Below are 15,570 nucleotides of genomic sequence, written 5' to 3' on the forward strand. Positions count from 1 at the left end.
TTTAATACATAAACTAAAAACAACTAATTAATTATAATTTATAACTTAATTAAATAATAAAATATAAATATGAAACTAAAACTACTAAATCCAGCTGATTTTGGTTAAAAATCCTAAAAAGAACAATTCCGTTTGAGATAATAAACCATAGTCAGAGAATAATAATCAAAAACCTCAAAATAAAAAACGGTTGATTGTATAGCGAGAACTTGGTCTATATTTGTTTGAGAAATTAAAACAAAGCCATTTTGAAAACGATTTTAAAAACAGCGGTTCTATTCTTTTGCTTAAGCTACAGCCAAATGGTTGTCTCGCAAAATACTGCTATAGACAGTTTAGGAAGGGTCTTACGCGTTACTAAAACGGATACGGCAAAAGTAAATGTATATAATCATTTAGCCTTTGAGTTCAAAGAAAGCCATGTAGATTCTTCCTTTTATTATGCTTCAAAAGCGGTTAGTCTGGCTCGTAAAATTCAGTACACTAACGGCTTGGCAAACGGTCTGGTAAATCAAGGTAATATTGCGATTATTTCAGGCGATTATATTATGGCTAAAAAAAACTTTACCCAAGCCATAACCCTTTTTCAAAACCTGCTCAAAAACGACGAAAAAAACAAGAACTTCAAAAACGGCTTAGCCCGGAGTTTCGCCAGCTTAGGTGTTATTTTTTCACAGGAGAGCAACTATTATGCAGCACTCGAAAATTATCAGAAAGCGTTACAACTTTATCTGGAAACCAATCAAAAAAACAGTCTTTCTAAAGCGTATAATAATATAGGAGTAGTTTATAAATCGCAGGGCAACAACCTAAAAGCTTTAGAATACTTTCAAAAAGCACTGAAAATTCAGGAGCAGACAGGTGAACAGACCGTCTCGGTGACGCTTACTAATATTGGTGTGATTTACTTTGAGCAAAACAATTCGGCGAAAGCCTTACAGTATTACAACAAAGCTGAAAAGTTTTTCAAAACCATAAACAATTTGCGCGGGCAAGCGTTACTGAACAATTATTTTGGCGATTACTATCAAAAACAAAACGATTCAGAAAAAGCAATTGCCTACTACAACAAGGCGTTGACGATGTATGAATCGATTCAGAATAAATTCGGAGCTTCCTTGGCTTTGTATAATTTGGGACAACTGTACCGTGACCAAAAAAAGTATGCTGAAGCCATGACGTATGCGCAAAAATCGTTGGCTTATGCTAAAGAAATTGGCGTGCTCGACCAAACCTATCATTCTGAAAAATTAGTCAGCGAGTTGTATGGCTATCTCAACAACCCATCCGCCTCTCTCGAACATTACAAAAATTACATCGTTGCCCGTGACAGCATTACCAATCAGGAAAACAACAAAAAATTTGTTCAGGCAGAAATGAATTTTGAGTACCAAAAAAAAGCTGCTTTATTGGCCGAACAAAACAAGAGACAAACTCAATTTACTATTTTCTCTATTTTGGGTGCTATACTATTCATTGGGTTGATATTCTTAATTTATAACCGCAGGCAAGTAAAACGTCGTTTAACCTTGCAAAAAGAAGTGGCCGAATACGAACAAAAAGCTTTGCATTTACAGATGAACCCTCATTTTGTATTTAATTGCCTGGGGTCGATTTCGAGTTTTATCGTGCAAAACGGAACCGATTCAGCTTTGAAATATTTGTCTAAATTTTCTAAGCTAATGCGCTTAACCTTAGAGTATTCAAAAGGGTCTCTAATCCCAATTGACAAAGAAATTGAAAGTTTACAAAACTATTTAGAATTAGAACAACTTCGTTTTCACAACAAGTTTGATTTCACGATTCAGTCGAGTGACACCGTTGAATTTAACATGGGCATACCGCCATTATTAATTCAGCCATTTGTTGAAAATGCTATCTTGCACGGTTTAGTGCCTAAAGAAAGTAAAGGAAAAATTGAAGTGGTTTTTAATGTCGAAAACGGACAATTGGTTTGTACCATTACCGATGATGGTATCGGCGTTTCCAAATCGAAACAAATGAAAGAAAACTCGATGCAGGCTCACAAATCGATGGCATTAGAAATCACCAAGAAACGATTGGAAATTATGGAAGCCACCATCTCCAAATCGGCACAAATAGACATACAGGAAATCGAAAATAATAACGAAATCACAGGAACCAAAGTTACTTTGCGCTTGCCTGTTCAATACATACAATAAATGATTACAGCAGTTTTAATAGACGATGACAAGCATTTACGCACCGGTTTAAAAGCTCTTTTGGAACGCTATACCAATGAAATTCATATCATTAGTGAGGCCGAAAGTGTAAAAACAGGAGTAGCGTTATTAGAAAAAATACAGCCTCAGGTTATTTTCCTCGACATTCATTTATCAGACGGAACCGGGTTTGACATTTTGGAACAATTGGCCAAAACCAAAGGCAAGACTACGGCACACATTGTTTTTATTACCGCTCACGAACAATATGCTGTGAAGGCATTTAAATTCAGCGCTCTAGACTTTTTGCTAAAACCGGTTGATCCTGAAGAATTGCAAAATACCATTGCCAAAATCAAAGAAGTTGTAGGCAAAAGCAACTCGTTTGAGCATATTGATTTACTGTTGGAAAACATCCGCAAGAAGGTGGATAATTTTAAGCGAATCGCATTATCTACGAGTGATGGCATTCATCTTTTTGAAGTTTCAGACATCATTCGTTGCGAAGCCAAAGCCAATTATACCGAGTTTTTCATCAAAAACCACAAACCGGTTTTGATTTCGAAAACGCTTAAAGAATACGAAGAGTTACTGACCGAACACGGATTTGAACGCATCCATCAATCGCATTTGATTAATTTGTCTTATCTGAAATCATACATCAAGTCAGACGGTGGCTATGTGATTATGGCCGATAATACCAAGATTACTATTGCACAAAGCAAAAAAGAAAAATTGCAGGAATTGATTAAAGCACTCTAAAAACAAGAATTATGAAATCAAACTTTATAAAATCACTAACCATGAAACCAATCCTTTTGCTTTTATTATTTGTATCGGGCTTTGCTTATGCTGATCCGATTGTTCCCAATCCGATAGCGCCCTATTCACTTTGTGACGCCAATAATGATGGTTTTGCCTCTTTTGATTTACACACTAAAGATGCGGAAATAATCATGGGACAGCCCAATGTGGTTATCAGTTATTATGAAACTATGACTGATGCAATTGCTGGAGTAAATGAAATACTTCCCGGACCATATTACAACATAATGCCTGCCGTGCAAACCATTTGGGTAAGAGCAACTGACACAACTGACAACAGTTTTGCAGTGACTACAATGGATTTAAGAATATATCCAAGTCCAACAGCCATTAATCCAAATAATATAGTGCTTGAGGATATTCCTTATGATGGGCATGCCAATTTTGATTTAACAGTGCTAACTACTCAGATAATGGGTGGAGATACTAGTTTGATAATCAATTACTATACTACTTTAGCTGATGCTCAAAACGGCACTAATCCAATAGCAACTCCTACAGCCTTTGTAAACGACACCAACCCTCAGACTATTTATGCCCGAGCGGAAAACATTACAACCGGTTGCTTTGACATTACAAACTTTCAACTGATTGTTACCAATCCTGATATTGTTTACATTCCGGACCCTGTTTTTAAAGCACAGCTATTGTTCGGAAACATAGCCTATGATGTTACTTCAAGTCCTGTCATGCTGGACCAAAACAATGATGGGGAAATTCAAAAAACAGAAGCCCTGCTGGCGTACCGATTGGATCCAGAGAGTCCGGCAATCGCATCTTTGGAAGGAATTAAAAGCTTTCAAAATGTAAACACTCTCTATGTAAATCCTTGTATAGCAACTTCACTGGATGTTAGCGGACTACTTAATTTAAAAGATTTAAGATGTGAAAACATTTTCATGGAGACATTAAATGTATCGAATTGTCCTGCCCTAGAAATCCTTTTCTGCGGAAACAGCTCGATAAACACACTCGACCTCACCGGAAAACCCAACCTCAAAACGGTTTGGTGTGAAATGAATCAAATCACGGCGTTAGACGTTACCGGTTCACCGCTTTTACAATATTTATCCTGTAGAAACAATGCTTTAAGTACTTTAGATTTAACCAACAATACAGCGCTCACCGACTTAAACTGTGGCATGAACAACATCACTTCGTTGGATTTGTCGCATTGTACCAATTTGGTTAATTTTCATTGTGCCGGAGCGCCAATTACAACTTTAGATTTAACAGGATTGAACAACATTTCTAATCTTAATGTGAGATATACCAATCTTACTGCTATTGATGTTTCTAATCTTACCAATCTGATAGAGTTCAATTGTGATGGTAACTTGTTTACTACACTTGATTTGAGCAACAATCCTACTTTATGTAATTTTCAATGTTCTAACAGCAACACTTTAACCAATCTAAATTTAAAAAACGGTGCTCCACCATGTGATGCGATGCAGTTTGCCATAAATGCAAACTCAAATTTGCAATTTGTATGTGTTGATGATGACGAGGCTGATTACTTTGAAAATTATTTTACTTCCATCGGATCAAGTGCAGTAGTTAACTCTTACTGTTCTTTCACTCCCAATGGCAATTTTAACACCATAACCGGCCAAGTTACTTTTGATGCCAATAACAATGGTTGTGATGCAAGCGATTTAACACAAGCAAACATCCGATTAAATATTAACGATGGCACTAATCAGGGAAGCACATTTACTGATGCCTCGGGGAACTACAAATTTTACACTCAGGCAGGAAGTTTTGATATCACACCGGCTATCGAAAATTCGGCTTGGTTCAATTTTACTCCAACAACAGCTACCATTCCGTTTGCCGATAATAACAACAATACGGTAACTCAAAACTTTTGTCTGGGAGCCAACGGAGTTCATCCGGATTTAGAAGTAATAGTGACACCAATGACTCCTGCCCGTCCCGGATTTGATGCGGTTTACAAAATTGTATACAAAAACAAAGGAAATCAAGTTATGTCGCAGTCATCGTATGGAATTAATTTCTTCTACAATCAAAATTTGATGAGTGTGCTGTCAACATCAGTAGTACCAACTGCTGAAATCCCGGGGTCACTTTCTTGGAACTATGCTAACTTATTGCCTTTTGAAAGTCGAGCCATTACAGTCACTTTTCACATTAATGTACCAACCAATACTAACCCTGTGAACATAGGCGATGTATTGACTTTTAACACTGTTATTTTCCCGCAAGCCGGAGATGAAAATGTAAATGACAACACTTTTGTTTACAATCAAACCGTTGTAGGCTCCTTTGACCCAAATGCCATTACTTGTTTGGAAGGCGATTCGGTTGCTCCGACAGAAATTGGTAAATACTTACATTATGGCATAACCTTTGAAAACACCGGAAATTATCTGGCCGAAAACGTGGTGGTTAAAGATGTAATTGATTCGACTAAATACGACATCAACTCTTTACAAGTTTTAAACACTTCTAATCCGGCTTACACCAAAATTACCGGCAATGTAGTAGAATTCATTTTCAAAAGCATTAATTTGGAAGCAGCGGGAGGCAATCCTCCGGTAGGCGGGCATGGTGATGTGCTTTTCAAAATCAAATCAAAATCCGACTTGGCAGAAGGAGATTATGTTAGTAAAACCGCCAAAATCTATTTTGATTACAATGCCCCAATTTCCACCAATGAGGCCCAAACTACTTTTGAAGCACTGAGTAATCCTATTCATCAATTTGACAACAGCGTTACTATTTATCCAAATCCGACTACTGCTATTATCAATATCAGTAGTAAATTCAACATCAAAACGATTCAGTTATTTGATATCCAAGGAAGGTTACTCGAAACCGATTTGGCCAATGGTAACGAGACAATATTTGATATTTCAATCAGACAAAACGGGGTTTATTTTCTGAAAATAACCTCCGAAAACGGCAGTAAAATTGAAAAAGTGGTTAAAGAATAAAGTTAGAAGTTAAGTAAATTGGAAAGCGCAAATCGTAACAGGTTTGCGCTTTATTTATTAAAACCCGACATTGATAAATAATTCTTAATTGCCATTATCATTGCCGCTAATTTTATAAATTTGCCCAAAATTCAACCCATTGAAAAAGTTACTTTTTTGCTTCGGATTACTATTTGGCTTGATTCCTGTTGCTATGGCACAAAAATCATCACAGATAAATGTAGAGTATGCCGATTTTTCCGATGTCAATCAAACTGAAATTCCTGATGCTTTATTGCTGCGAGGTAATGTAAGAGTAAGCCACGAAGGAGTTGTTTTTACTTGTAATAAAGCTTATTTTTTTCAAAAAGAAAACTACATCAAAGCTTTTGGTGAAGTACAGATGGTACAAGGCGACACGCTTTTTTTAAACAGTAAATACGCCGAATACAACGGCAAAGTCAAACAAGCGTATGCCACCGGAAATGTGATTATGCGTTCGCCTGAATCTACTTTAGTTACCGATACTATTAACTTTGACAGAAATGTTCAGGAAGCATTTTACAACTCTAACGGAACCATCACCAACAAAGACAACACCTTAAAAAGCAAATCGGGGCGCTATTATGCCAAAGAAAAAAGTTCCGTTTCTTAACCGCTGTTACTATAACTAATCCAAAATATACTATCAAATCCAATCATTTGGATTATTATACTAATTCAGGTCATTCCTATTTGTTTGGTCCTTCGACTATTACCAGCAAAGAAAATTATATTTATACCGAAAAAGGTTTTTACGACACCAAAAAGAACTTGGCCCATTTTCTTAGAAAATCGTATATCAAATACAAAGACCGACGCATTGAAGGTGACAGTTTGTATTATGACCGAAACCGAGAATATGCCTCGGCAACTAACAACGTCAAAATCACAGATTCCATCAATAAAGGTCTTATCAAAGGACACTATGCTGAGATATACCGCAATCTGAAAAAACAAACCGATTCCATCATGATTACCAAAAGAGCGGTGGCTATTACATTGGTAGAAAAAGATTCAATGTACGTTCATGGCAAGAAAATGCTAATTACCGGAAAAGCCGCAGAGCGCATAGTGCGTGGTTTTAACAATGTGCGTTTTTATAAAACGGATATGAGCGGTAAATGTGATTCTATTCATTCCGATCAAAAGAAGGCCTTAACCAAACTCATAGGAAAACCGATACTTTGGAATTATGAAAACCAAATGACCGGCGATGTGATGCATCTTATTGGAAATAATAAAACGGAAAAACTTGACTCACTCAAAGTGCTGAATAATGCCTTTATTGTTTCCAAAGATTCTGTCGGAACCGGTTATAATCAGGTTAAAGGGCAAAATCTGTATGGTAAATTCAAGGATAACAAACTTTACGAAGTAGATGTAATCAAAAACACCGAAGTGGTGTATTACATGCGCAATGACCAACACGAACTGATTGGCATCAATAAAAATGTGAGTAGTAAAATCAATATGACTTTAGACAAAAGTACCATTGACACTATTACTTTTTTCAATAGCGTAGATGGCGATATTTATCCCGAAAAAGATTTGCCCGAAAATGCCCGAAAATTAAGGGGATTCATATGGCGTGGTGACGAACGGATAAAATCGAAAGACGATATTTTTCCGCCGGAAGAAAACGAATTAGACGCTAAAATTCAAACCGAACGAAAAGCAGAAATGGCCAAAGAAGACCAACCTTTGAAACCAAGAAAAGAGACATTAGATTACGACAAGAACAATCCGAAACCAATGGTAAAATAATGGTAACACAACTTTGTCCCAAATGCAAACAAGATGCTTTTTCTTGGTACGTTAGCGAAGTACTACCCAATATTACCGTTTGGAGTTGCAATGCCTGCCCGTTGCAAATATATGAAGATGATAAAGAGGAAGAAACTTGTGAAAACTGTACTGAAAAGACGAAAACCTTTTTGCAAAGCCAGGAAGAGCAATTTAATTGGTGTTCCAATTGTAATACTGTCACAAATTATCAACTAAACGAATAAAATCAACACCCGTTGAAACAAGATTTCCTAAAATACCAAGCGCAAACCTCTCCTTATCCTCTGGGTATGGAAGTATCGCATGCCATTGGTTCCTATATATACGATGCCAATAACAAAAAATATCTTGATTTTGTAGCAGGCGTTTCTGCTTGTAGCTTGGGGCACCAACATCCGAAAGTTAACCAAGCCATCAAAAACCAATTAGACAAATACTCTCATGTTATGGTGTATGGTGAATATGCTCAGCATCCGGCAGTGGCGTATTGTAAAGTATTAGTCGAAAATCTACATCCAAATTTAAATAAAGTGTATTTAGTCAACTCAGGTACCGAAGCTACAGAGGGAGCTTTAAAACTGGTACGTCGTGTTACCGGCAGAAGTCAATTGATTTCGTGTCATAACGCCTATCATGGTAATACTATGGGCTCCATGAGTGTCATGGGATTTGAAGAGCGCAAGCAAATCTTCAGACCGCTGATTCCTGATGTGGATTTTATCACGTTCAATAACGAAGATGATATTCAAAAAATAACTACCCGAACCGCCGGAATCATTCTCGAAAGTATTCAAGGAGGTGCCGGATTTATTGAACCTAATAATGATTTCTTGGCCAAAGTCAAAAAACGTTGCGAAGAAGTGGGCGCCTTAATGATAATAGACGAAATACAACCGGGCTTTGGACGCACCGGAAAATTATTCGGGTACGAAAACTATAATGTGGTTCCCGACGTAGTTATTATAGGAAAAGGAATGGCTGGTGGTATGCCGGTTGGTGGTTTTATTGCCAACGAAAAACACATGGATTTGTTAAGTCACGATCCTAAACTGGGACACATTACCACTTTTGGCGGACATCCTGTCATAGCGGCAGCATGCCTGGCTACCTTGGAAGAAATTATAGAAAAAGACTATACTTTACAATCTTTAGCAAAAGAAAAACTGTTTCGAGAGCTTTTGGTACATCCTTTGATAGAAGAGATTCGTGGAAAAGGATTAATGCTGGCGGCTATGACGACAGATCCTGAGATTACCAATAAAGTAATCTTCAAATGCCAAGATAAAGGATTAATTTTATTCTGGCTTTTATTCGAAGGTTGCGCCATCAGAATTACTCCCCCGTTAACCGTATCTGAAGATGAAATCAGAGAAGGTTGTGCCATCATCATCGAAGCGATGAATGAAATCATGGAAGAATCATTAGGGAAATAACAAGCCCACTTGTTGTATACTAAAGACTTACCCTTTTTTCCTAAATCAAAAATGTTAATTAAATTGTTTACAACAATAATTGCATTTCACAAAAAAAGCACAGCGTTTCCCTAATTTTATTAAGGATAATTTTAAACCCTACTGTTATGCACCTGGATCACGACGAAGAAGATTACAACTTATCCTTATCGAAATTTGAATCAATGTTGAAAACCAACAAAGTATTCTTTTTCGACTCTGAGGAATTCGAGGAAATCATTCTACATTACCTCGACATGGGCAAAGCAACTTTAGCCAAAAAAGCGTTAAAGTTAGGATTGGAACAACACCCAAAATCTACCGGATTAAAACTAGTTCAAGTAGAAATGTTGGTGTATGATGACAAACTGGATCAGGCGGAAAAATTACTCAACGAATTATATGCCATCGAACCTACCAACGAAGAAATTTTTATCCAAAAAGCCAATATTTATTCTAAAAGAGACCAACACGATAAAGCTGTGGAGTTTCTGCAAACTGCATTATTGTATACCGAAGACCATGCTGATGTATACAACTTAATGGGAATGGAATATCTTTTTATGGACAATCTGGAATTGGCCAAAGACAGTTTTATCAAATGTCTGGAAGAAGATATTGAAGACCAATCCGCTTTATACAATGTAGTGTATTGTTTCGAGTTTTTAGACCAAAATCTGGAAGCCATCGAATACCTTAAAAAATACATCGACAAGAATCCATACAGCGAAATTGCCTGGCACCAATCGGGCAGATTGTATTATGGCATCAAAGAATACGAACTCGCTGCAACTTCCTTTGAATTGGCCTCTTATATAGATGAAGAATTCATTGGGGCTTATATGGAAAGAGGGAAAGCCTTGGAGCGTTTAAAAAGATACGAAGAAGCCATCGAAAGCTACAATCGTACTATTGAATTGGATGACCCAACTTCATATGCCTTACTTCGCATCGGAAAATGTTATGAAAAACTGGGCAATAAAGTAGAAGCCTTAAAATACTTTAACAAAACTGTACACGAAGATCCGCTTTTAGACAAAGGATGGATTGCCATCACCGATTATTATGTCCGTCAAAAAAACTACCAAAAAGCACTTTACTATGTAAATAAAGCATTGGCTATTGACGACCAAAATCGTTTGTATTGGAAACGCTATGCTACTATCAACAAAGCTATGAACTTGCTTGAAGAAGCCGAGTTTGGCTATAGAAAAGCGGTTGAGTTTGGCGATTATCAATTAGACACTTGGTTGTTTTGGGTGGATAGTATGAAACATTTAGGCGAATTCAATAATGCTATTTTAACTTTAATGCAGGCTGCTGAATACTTCCCTGAAGAATTTGAAGTAGAATACCGTTTAGCCGGCTTTCACTTGTTGTTGAATGAAGAAGAAAAAGGACTCTTTCATTTGAGTAACGGTTTGCGTTTGAATTTCAAGCACCACACCATTATAAAAGAATTGTTTCCTCAAGCTTGGGATAAAAAAACTGTACAAGATTATATCACAAAACACCAAAAACCGGAATAAATGTCGAGAAGACAATATGGTCTAATCGGAAAAAATATTTCCTATTCTTTTTCGAAAAAGTATTTCACTGAAAAATTTGCTTTAGGCAATCTGGTTGATTGTACTTATGAAAATTTTGATTTGCAATCCATCGAAGAATTCCCCGCTGTCATTGCCAATAATCCCGATTTAAAAGGGCTGAACGTCACTATTCCTTATAAAGAAGTTATCATTCCTTATTTGTCGAAACTATCTAAGAATGCAGCTCAAATTGGTGCCGTCAATGTCATTCGGTTTACTAAAAAAGGAAAACTCAAAGGCTACAACTCCGATTATTACGGTTTTATGAAATCCTTAGCCCCTTTAATCAAACCGCATCACAAAAAAGCTTTAATTTTAGGAACCGGTGGTGCCGCTAAAGCCGTCGCATTTGCTCTGGATAAACTTGGGATTCTCTATACTTTTGTTTCGCGCGAAGTCAAAGAAAGCGGGATTGATTATGATCGTATCAATGCTACAACTTTCGATAATTATCACATTATTATCAACTGTACGCCTTTGGGCACCAGTCCAAATACTAAAGAGTTCCCTCCTATTCCGTATAACTTTTTCACCGAAAAACACATTGCCTTTGATTTAATATACAACCCCGAGGAAACACAATTTTTGAAAAAAGCCAAAAAGAAAGGCGCCATTACCAAAAACGGTTATGAAATGTTAGTCCTTCAAGCCGAGAAAGCTTGGAAAATTTGGAATAAATAATTAGTTGCATGAACATCAAACTACTTGCTATTGGTAAAACAGACAACAAAGCATTACAAACTTTGATTGACGATTACACGAAAAGATTGTCTTTTTACATCAAATTTGATTTGGAAGTTATTCCGGATATCAAAAACGTAAAAAATCTTTCAGAAGCGCAACAAAAGGAAAAAGAAGGCGAACTGATTTTGGCCAAACTCACACCAACCGATCAATTAATTTTACTGGATGAAAACGGAAGCACCTACTCCAGCGTTGGCTTTTCGGATTATTTGCAAAAGAAAATGAATTCGGGAGCAAAAACTTTAGTCTTTGTTATTGGCGGTCCGTATGGCTTTAGTGAAGAAGTTTACAAAAAAGCACTAGGCAAAATTTCGCTGTCGCTGATGACCTTTTCCCATCAAATGGTGCGTTTGTTTTTTATAGAACAGTTGTATCGCGGGTTCACTATTTTAAGAAACGAACCTTATCATCATCAGTAAAGTCGGAAATACACTTTACATGCTTAGTAGATGTATTCTTTGTTATGATTAATGGCTATTCCTTTTTTGGTAATTACTATTTTTTCAAGAACAATTTATCTTGTATGTATTTCCCGAAAGACAGCTTTTTACTGAAACAAAAAATAATAGTTTTAGGCACATCTTTTAAAGAATCATTTAAGAATACTGTTAATTGCTCTTTTGAGAAAACCTCATCCTTGTAACGCACCAAATTATTTTCATCGAAAGTGATTACAGCTAAGTTATTATCCGGCTTTTCAAACTTATATCTTAGTTGGGTAAACGGCAAAAAAGCCATGGTTTTCTTGGTTGTATCGGTATACGTGAAATAATTCTCTGAAGTTTCACTTTTGTGCATACTGGTTTCTTTCTTGTTTTGAAGCTTCTTGATTTCAGGAATAACCAAACGCAAGGGCAATCGTTTATCAATATTGAACAACCAATTTGTTGAACTGATGGAATTTTTTCGATTCACTTCAATTAAGGTGTCTTTTTCTTCAGTTTTGTAAAAGAAATAAATCGGCGAATGATCTTGCACATCTGCCACTACTGTTTCGCCCGCCATGGGTAACAATACTTCTTTATTTTGACAGGAAAGCAATAAAAAACCGATTCCTGTTATAACTATTTTTTTCATAATTGGGACACTAATTTTATACATTCAACCGCTTCTTTTACATCGTGTACTCTCAAAATACCGGCTCCTTTTTGCAAAGCAATCGTATTCAAAACAGAGGTACCATTCAAGGCAAATGCAGCAGAAGTATCTAAGGTTTTATAAATCATAGATTTTCGGGAAACACCAACGAGTAATGGTAATTCCAACATTTGAAACAATTCTAAATTATTCAACACCTCGAAATTTTGTTCCAACGTTTTAGCAAAACCAAATCCGGGATCGAGAAGCAAATCGTTAATTCCGAAACTTCTGGCTTGTGCTATTTTTTCAGAAAAATAGAACAACATTTCTTTAGCGATATTATCATACTGTGCCAAACTTTGCATAGTTTGCGGAGTCCCTTTCATATGCATCATGACATAAGGTACTTGCAGTTCGGCAACCGTTTTCATCATATTCTCATCTAAACTACCGGCAGCAATATCATTGATAATACAAGCACCGTTTTCAACAGCCGCTCTGGCCACATTGGCTCGAAAAGTATCAACAGAAATCAGGGCTTCCGGAAACCGCTTTAACACCAATTTGAGTATTGGAAGCAAACGTGTAATTTCTTCTTCCTCTGAAACAAACTCGGCACTGGGCTTGCTGGAATAAGCTCCTATATCAATGAAAGCAGCCCCTTCGGTCAGCATTTTTTCTACTTGCAAAAGCAGGCTGGTTTCGTCAGCATATTTCCCGCCATCATAGAACGAATTGGGCGTAACATTGAGTATTCCCATGACTTTGGGAACAGACAAATCAATTAAGTTTCCGTGACAGTTAATGGTCATTTGTAATTTAAGTTAGTTATAAGATTTAGTCCTTTGTACTTCAATCTTTATTCTTTACTTTTGGAAAAATTTGATACAAAGATACACTGAAATGAGTAATACTTCTCAGGAATATGATAAGGTTATCGCTATTTGCCGACAACTTTTTAGTAATAAAATGAAAGATTATGGAAGCGCATGGAGAATCTTAAGATTACCATCGCTAACCGACCAAATATTTATCAAAGCACAACGTATCCGAAGTTTACAGCAAAATGAAACCCGCAAAGTAGATGAAGATGAAACAGGCGAATTTATCGGAATCATAAACTATTGCATTATGGCTTTAATTCAACTGGATTTGGGCGTTGTAGAGCAACCTGATTTAGAGGTGGCAAAAGCAGTCGAGTTGTATGATGCCAAAGTGGCCTTAACCAAATCGTTAATGGAAGATAAAAATCATGACTACGGTGAAGCTTGGCGCGAAATGCGTGTGAGTTCGTTAACCGATTTGATTTTACAAAAACTACTTCGCGTTAAACAAATTGAAAACAATCAAGGAAAAACATTGGTTTCGGAAGGAATTGATGCCAACTACCAAGACATGATTAATTACTCCGTTTTTGCATTGATTTTGATGCAATTTGGGCAAAAATAATTTCATACTATGAGTTTATCAAAAAATAATACCGCCTGGGGAATACGAATCATCATTTCGTTCCTGTTCTTATTATCGGCTGTAGCCAAATTGTACCCATCACCTTATTTTGCCATTTCGACCTTTGAAGTGAAGCAATTGTACCCTATGGGATTTTCGGAAGGTTTTGCTCCTTATTTCTCCCGAATATTAATTGGAATTGAATTTGCCTTAGGCTTTTTGATTTTACAAAAGAACTTTTTGCGAAGCATTATCATTCCGGCAACTATATTATTATTAGCAGTATTTACAACTCATTTAACCATCGTGACCATACAGGACGGCGGTAATTCTGGAAACTGTGGTTGTTTTGGAAGTTTGTTGCCTATGACGCCAATTGAAGCCATTATCAAGAATGTGGTGGCTATTATTTTGTTGATTTGGTTGTTTATTATTATGCCAAAATCAAGCGAAAAGAAAGACAACTTTTGGATACTAAGCACGGTAACATTGGCTTCTATCTTAGCGTTATTTATGCTGGCCCCTATTCAACCTATGGAGAGCCAATTTTCGGTTTCTACACCTGAAGAAACAACAACTATTGATACAACGGCGGTTGACACTACAAAAACAGCACCGGAAAGAATCGTTACCATCAATGATACATTGAAAAAAGGAGATGATGTAATGGCTAAAATAAAAGCAGTAATCGACGAACCTGAAAAACACAAATCAGGTTATGCACAATATTTTTCAAATATTGATAAGGGAAGAAAAACACTTTGTTTCTTTGTGCCGGGTTGTGACCATTGTCGTGAAGCCGCAAAAGAACTTACCGAAATGCGAAAAACCATTAAAAACTTCCCGGAAGTTTCAATCGTTTTCATGAACGAGGAAGCTGATTTAATTCCGGAGTTTTTCAAATTTGCCGGTGCTGAGTATCCATACAAAATCATTGAAATCATTCCGTTTTGGAAAGTCTTAGGTTCCGGAAAAGACACTCCTGGTGTAAAATATTTATGGAACGGTAACGAATACAAATACTATTGGGGCATCACCGATAACAAATTTGACCCGGTAGATTATCAGAAATTAATTCAAAAACCTTATTCAGAATTAAAAAAATAGTTCTAATTTGCTTATCATTTTGTAATTTTAACCAGTAAAAGCAGCACTTATGATTAAGTATATAATGTCACGAAAACTGAATGAAAGAGGACTAATCGGCATTGGCTTGTGCATCCTTGTATTCATTCTTGGTGAACTCGTTTTGAGTCGCATCTCCACTATGGAAAATCCGCCATTAGGCAATACTATCTACATACTTATAGGAAGTGCTTTTAGGTTTATTTCTGTATTAGGAGTAGTAGTCATTCTCAAATACCTCTACGATTCAAAAAAGAAAAAAGAAAGACGCGAACGTAAAAGAAAAGGTCACAAATTGTATTATCTGAAAGACAGTAAAACAAAACAAAAACAAGATTCCGATTTATAAAATCCCATA

13 protein-coding genes and 1 pseudogene are annotated in these 15,570 nt (G+C 36.5%); 12 read left to right on the forward strand and 2 right to left on the reverse strand.

Features of this window, described 5'->3' with window-relative positions; all coding sequences use genetic code 11:
* Positions 1-248: 248 nt before the first annotated feature.
* The 9 genes and pseudogenes from GUU89_RS14170 (at position 249) to rlmH (ending at position 11,977) form a co-directional block, all read left to right on the forward strand.
* Positions 249-2,183 (forward strand): tetratricopeptide repeat-containing sensor histidine kinase, encoded by a 1,935-nt coding sequence (locus GUU89_RS14170; protein ID WP_162128519.1) that lies wholly within the window; start codon positions 249-251, stop codon positions 2,181-2,183.
* Positions 2,184-2,945, forward strand: a complete 762-nt coding sequence (locus GUU89_RS14175) for a LytR/AlgR family response regulator transcription factor (RefSeq protein WP_162128520.1) — start codon at positions 2,184-2,186, stop codon at positions 2,943-2,945. It abuts the gene before it with no gap.
* 11 nt (positions 2,946-2,956) lie between these two features.
* Complete coding sequence (locus tag GUU89_RS14180) at positions 2,957-5,968, forward strand: DUF7619 domain-containing protein (protein ID WP_162128521.1); 3,012 nt, start codon at positions 2,957-2,959, stop codon at positions 5,966-5,968.
* 193 nt (positions 5,969-6,161) lie between these two features.
* Positions 6,162-7,753, forward strand: a pseudogene (locus GUU89_RS14185) (OstA-like protein).
* A complete protein-coding gene (locus GUU89_RS14190) occupies positions 7,753-7,998 on the forward strand; it encodes a hypothetical protein (RefSeq protein ID WP_162128522.1) in 246 nt (81 codons plus the stop codon). The pseudogene GUU89_RS14185 and the gene GUU89_RS14190 overlap by 1 nt, the downstream one beginning before the upstream one ends.
* A gap of 12 nt (positions 7,999-8,010) precedes the next feature.
* Complete coding sequence (locus GUU89_RS14195; protein WP_162128523.1) at positions 8,011-9,207, forward strand: aspartate aminotransferase family protein; 1,197 nt, start codon at positions 8,011-8,013, stop codon at positions 9,205-9,207.
* A 146-nt stretch (positions 9,208-9,353) separates the two neighbouring features.
* Positions 9,354-10,754: a tetratricopeptide repeat protein gene (locus tag GUU89_RS14200; protein WP_162128524.1), complete on the forward strand. Its 1,401-nt coding sequence runs from the start codon at positions 9,354-9,356 to the stop codon at positions 10,752-10,754.
* Positions 10,755-11,495 carry a shikimate dehydrogenase family protein gene (locus tag GUU89_RS14205; protein ID WP_162128525.1) on the forward strand — a complete coding sequence of 247 codons (741 nt, stop codon included), beginning with the start codon at positions 10,755-10,757 and terminating at the stop codon, positions 11,493-11,495. It abuts the gene before it with no gap.
* Between the two features lie 8 nt (positions 11,496-11,503).
* Complete coding sequence (rlmH, locus tag GUU89_RS14210; RefSeq protein ID WP_162128526.1) at positions 11,504-11,977, forward strand: 23S rRNA (pseudouridine(1915)-N(3))-methyltransferase RlmH; 474 nt, start codon at positions 11,504-11,506, stop codon at positions 11,975-11,977.
* 76 nt (positions 11,978-12,053) lie between these two features.
* On the opposite strand, the gene GUU89_RS14215 is transcribed toward rlmH, so the two are convergent.
* Positions 12,054-12,635: a hypothetical protein gene (locus tag GUU89_RS14215; RefSeq protein ID WP_162128527.1), complete on the reverse strand. Its 582-nt coding sequence runs from the start codon at positions 12,633-12,635 to the stop codon at positions 12,054-12,056.
* Positions 12,632-13,450, reverse strand: coding sequence for a dihydropteroate synthase (gene folP / locus GUU89_RS14220; RefSeq protein WP_162128528.1), 819 nt, complete (start codon positions 13,448-13,450; stop codon positions 12,632-12,634). Before folP ends, GUU89_RS14215 begins: the two co-directional genes overlap by 4 nt.
* Positions 13,451-13,541: 91 nt before the next feature.
* Here folP and GUU89_RS14225 point away from each other — a divergent pair, with 91 nt between their 5' ends.
* Genes GUU89_RS14225 through GUU89_RS14235 form a run of 3 tightly spaced genes read left to right on the forward strand, consistent with a single transcriptional unit; the run spans position 13,542 to position 15,561 of the window.
* Positions 13,542-14,087 carry a DUF1599 domain-containing protein gene (locus tag GUU89_RS14225; RefSeq protein ID WP_162128529.1) on the forward strand — a complete coding sequence of 182 codons (546 nt, stop codon included), beginning with the start codon at positions 13,542-13,544 and terminating at the stop codon, positions 14,085-14,087.
* 9 nt (positions 14,088-14,096) lie between these two features.
* Complete coding sequence (locus GUU89_RS14230; RefSeq protein ID WP_162128530.1) at positions 14,097-15,194, forward strand: MauE/DoxX family redox-associated membrane protein; 1,098 nt, start codon at positions 14,097-14,099, stop codon at positions 15,192-15,194.
* Positions 15,195-15,243: 49 nt separating this feature from the next.
* Positions 15,244-15,561: a hypothetical protein gene (locus GUU89_RS14235; RefSeq protein WP_162128531.1), complete on the forward strand. Its 318-nt coding sequence runs from the start codon at positions 15,244-15,246 to the stop codon at positions 15,559-15,561.
* Positions 15,562-15,570 lie beyond the last annotated feature (9 nt).

Origin of the sequence: Flavobacterium phycosphaerae, from assembly GCF_010119235.1 — a bacterium.
Classification (GTDB): domain Bacteria; phylum Bacteroidota; class Bacteroidia; order Flavobacteriales; family Flavobacteriaceae; genus Flavobacterium; species Flavobacterium phycosphaerae.

Excerpts from the sequence above, each read along its gene's own strand:
- GUU89_RS14175 (WP_162128520.1), top strand. The coding sequence starts at position 2,184 with ATGATTACAGCAGTTTTAATAGACGATGACAAGCATTTACGCACCGGT.
- GUU89_RS14180 (WP_162128521.1), top strand. The coding sequence starts at position 2,957 with ATGAAATCAAACTTTATAAAATCACTAACCATGAAACCAATCCTTTTG.
- GUU89_RS14190 (WP_162128522.1), top strand. The coding sequence starts at position 7,753 with ATGGTAACACAACTTTGTCCCAAATGCAAACAAGATGCTTTTTCTTGG.
- GUU89_RS14200 (WP_162128524.1), top strand. The coding sequence starts at position 9,354 with ATGCACCTGGATCACGACGAAGAAGATTACAACTTATCCTTATCGAAA.
- GUU89_RS14205 (WP_162128525.1), top strand. The coding sequence starts at position 10,755 with ATGTCGAGAAGACAATATGGTCTAATCGGAAAAAATATTTCCTATTCT.
- rlmH (WP_162128526.1), top strand. The coding sequence starts at position 11,504 with ATGAACATCAAACTACTTGCTATTGGTAAAACAGACAACAAAGCATTA.
- GUU89_RS14215 (WP_162128527.1), bottom strand. The coding sequence starts at position 12,635 with ATGAAAAAAATAGTTATAACAGGAATCGGTTTTTTATTGCTTTCCTGT.
- folP (WP_162128528.1), bottom strand. The coding sequence starts at position 13,450 with ATGACCATTAACTGTCACGGAAACTTAATTGATTTGTCTGTTCCCAAA.
- GUU89_RS14225 (WP_162128529.1), top strand. The coding sequence starts at position 13,542 with ATGAGTAATACTTCTCAGGAATATGATAAGGTTATCGCTATTTGCCGA.
- GUU89_RS14230 (WP_162128530.1), top strand. The coding sequence starts at position 14,097 with ATGAGTTTATCAAAAAATAATACCGCCTGGGGAATACGAATCATCATT.
- GUU89_RS14235 (WP_162128531.1), top strand. The coding sequence starts at position 15,244 with ATGATTAAGTATATAATGTCACGAAAACTGAATGAAAGAGGACTAATC.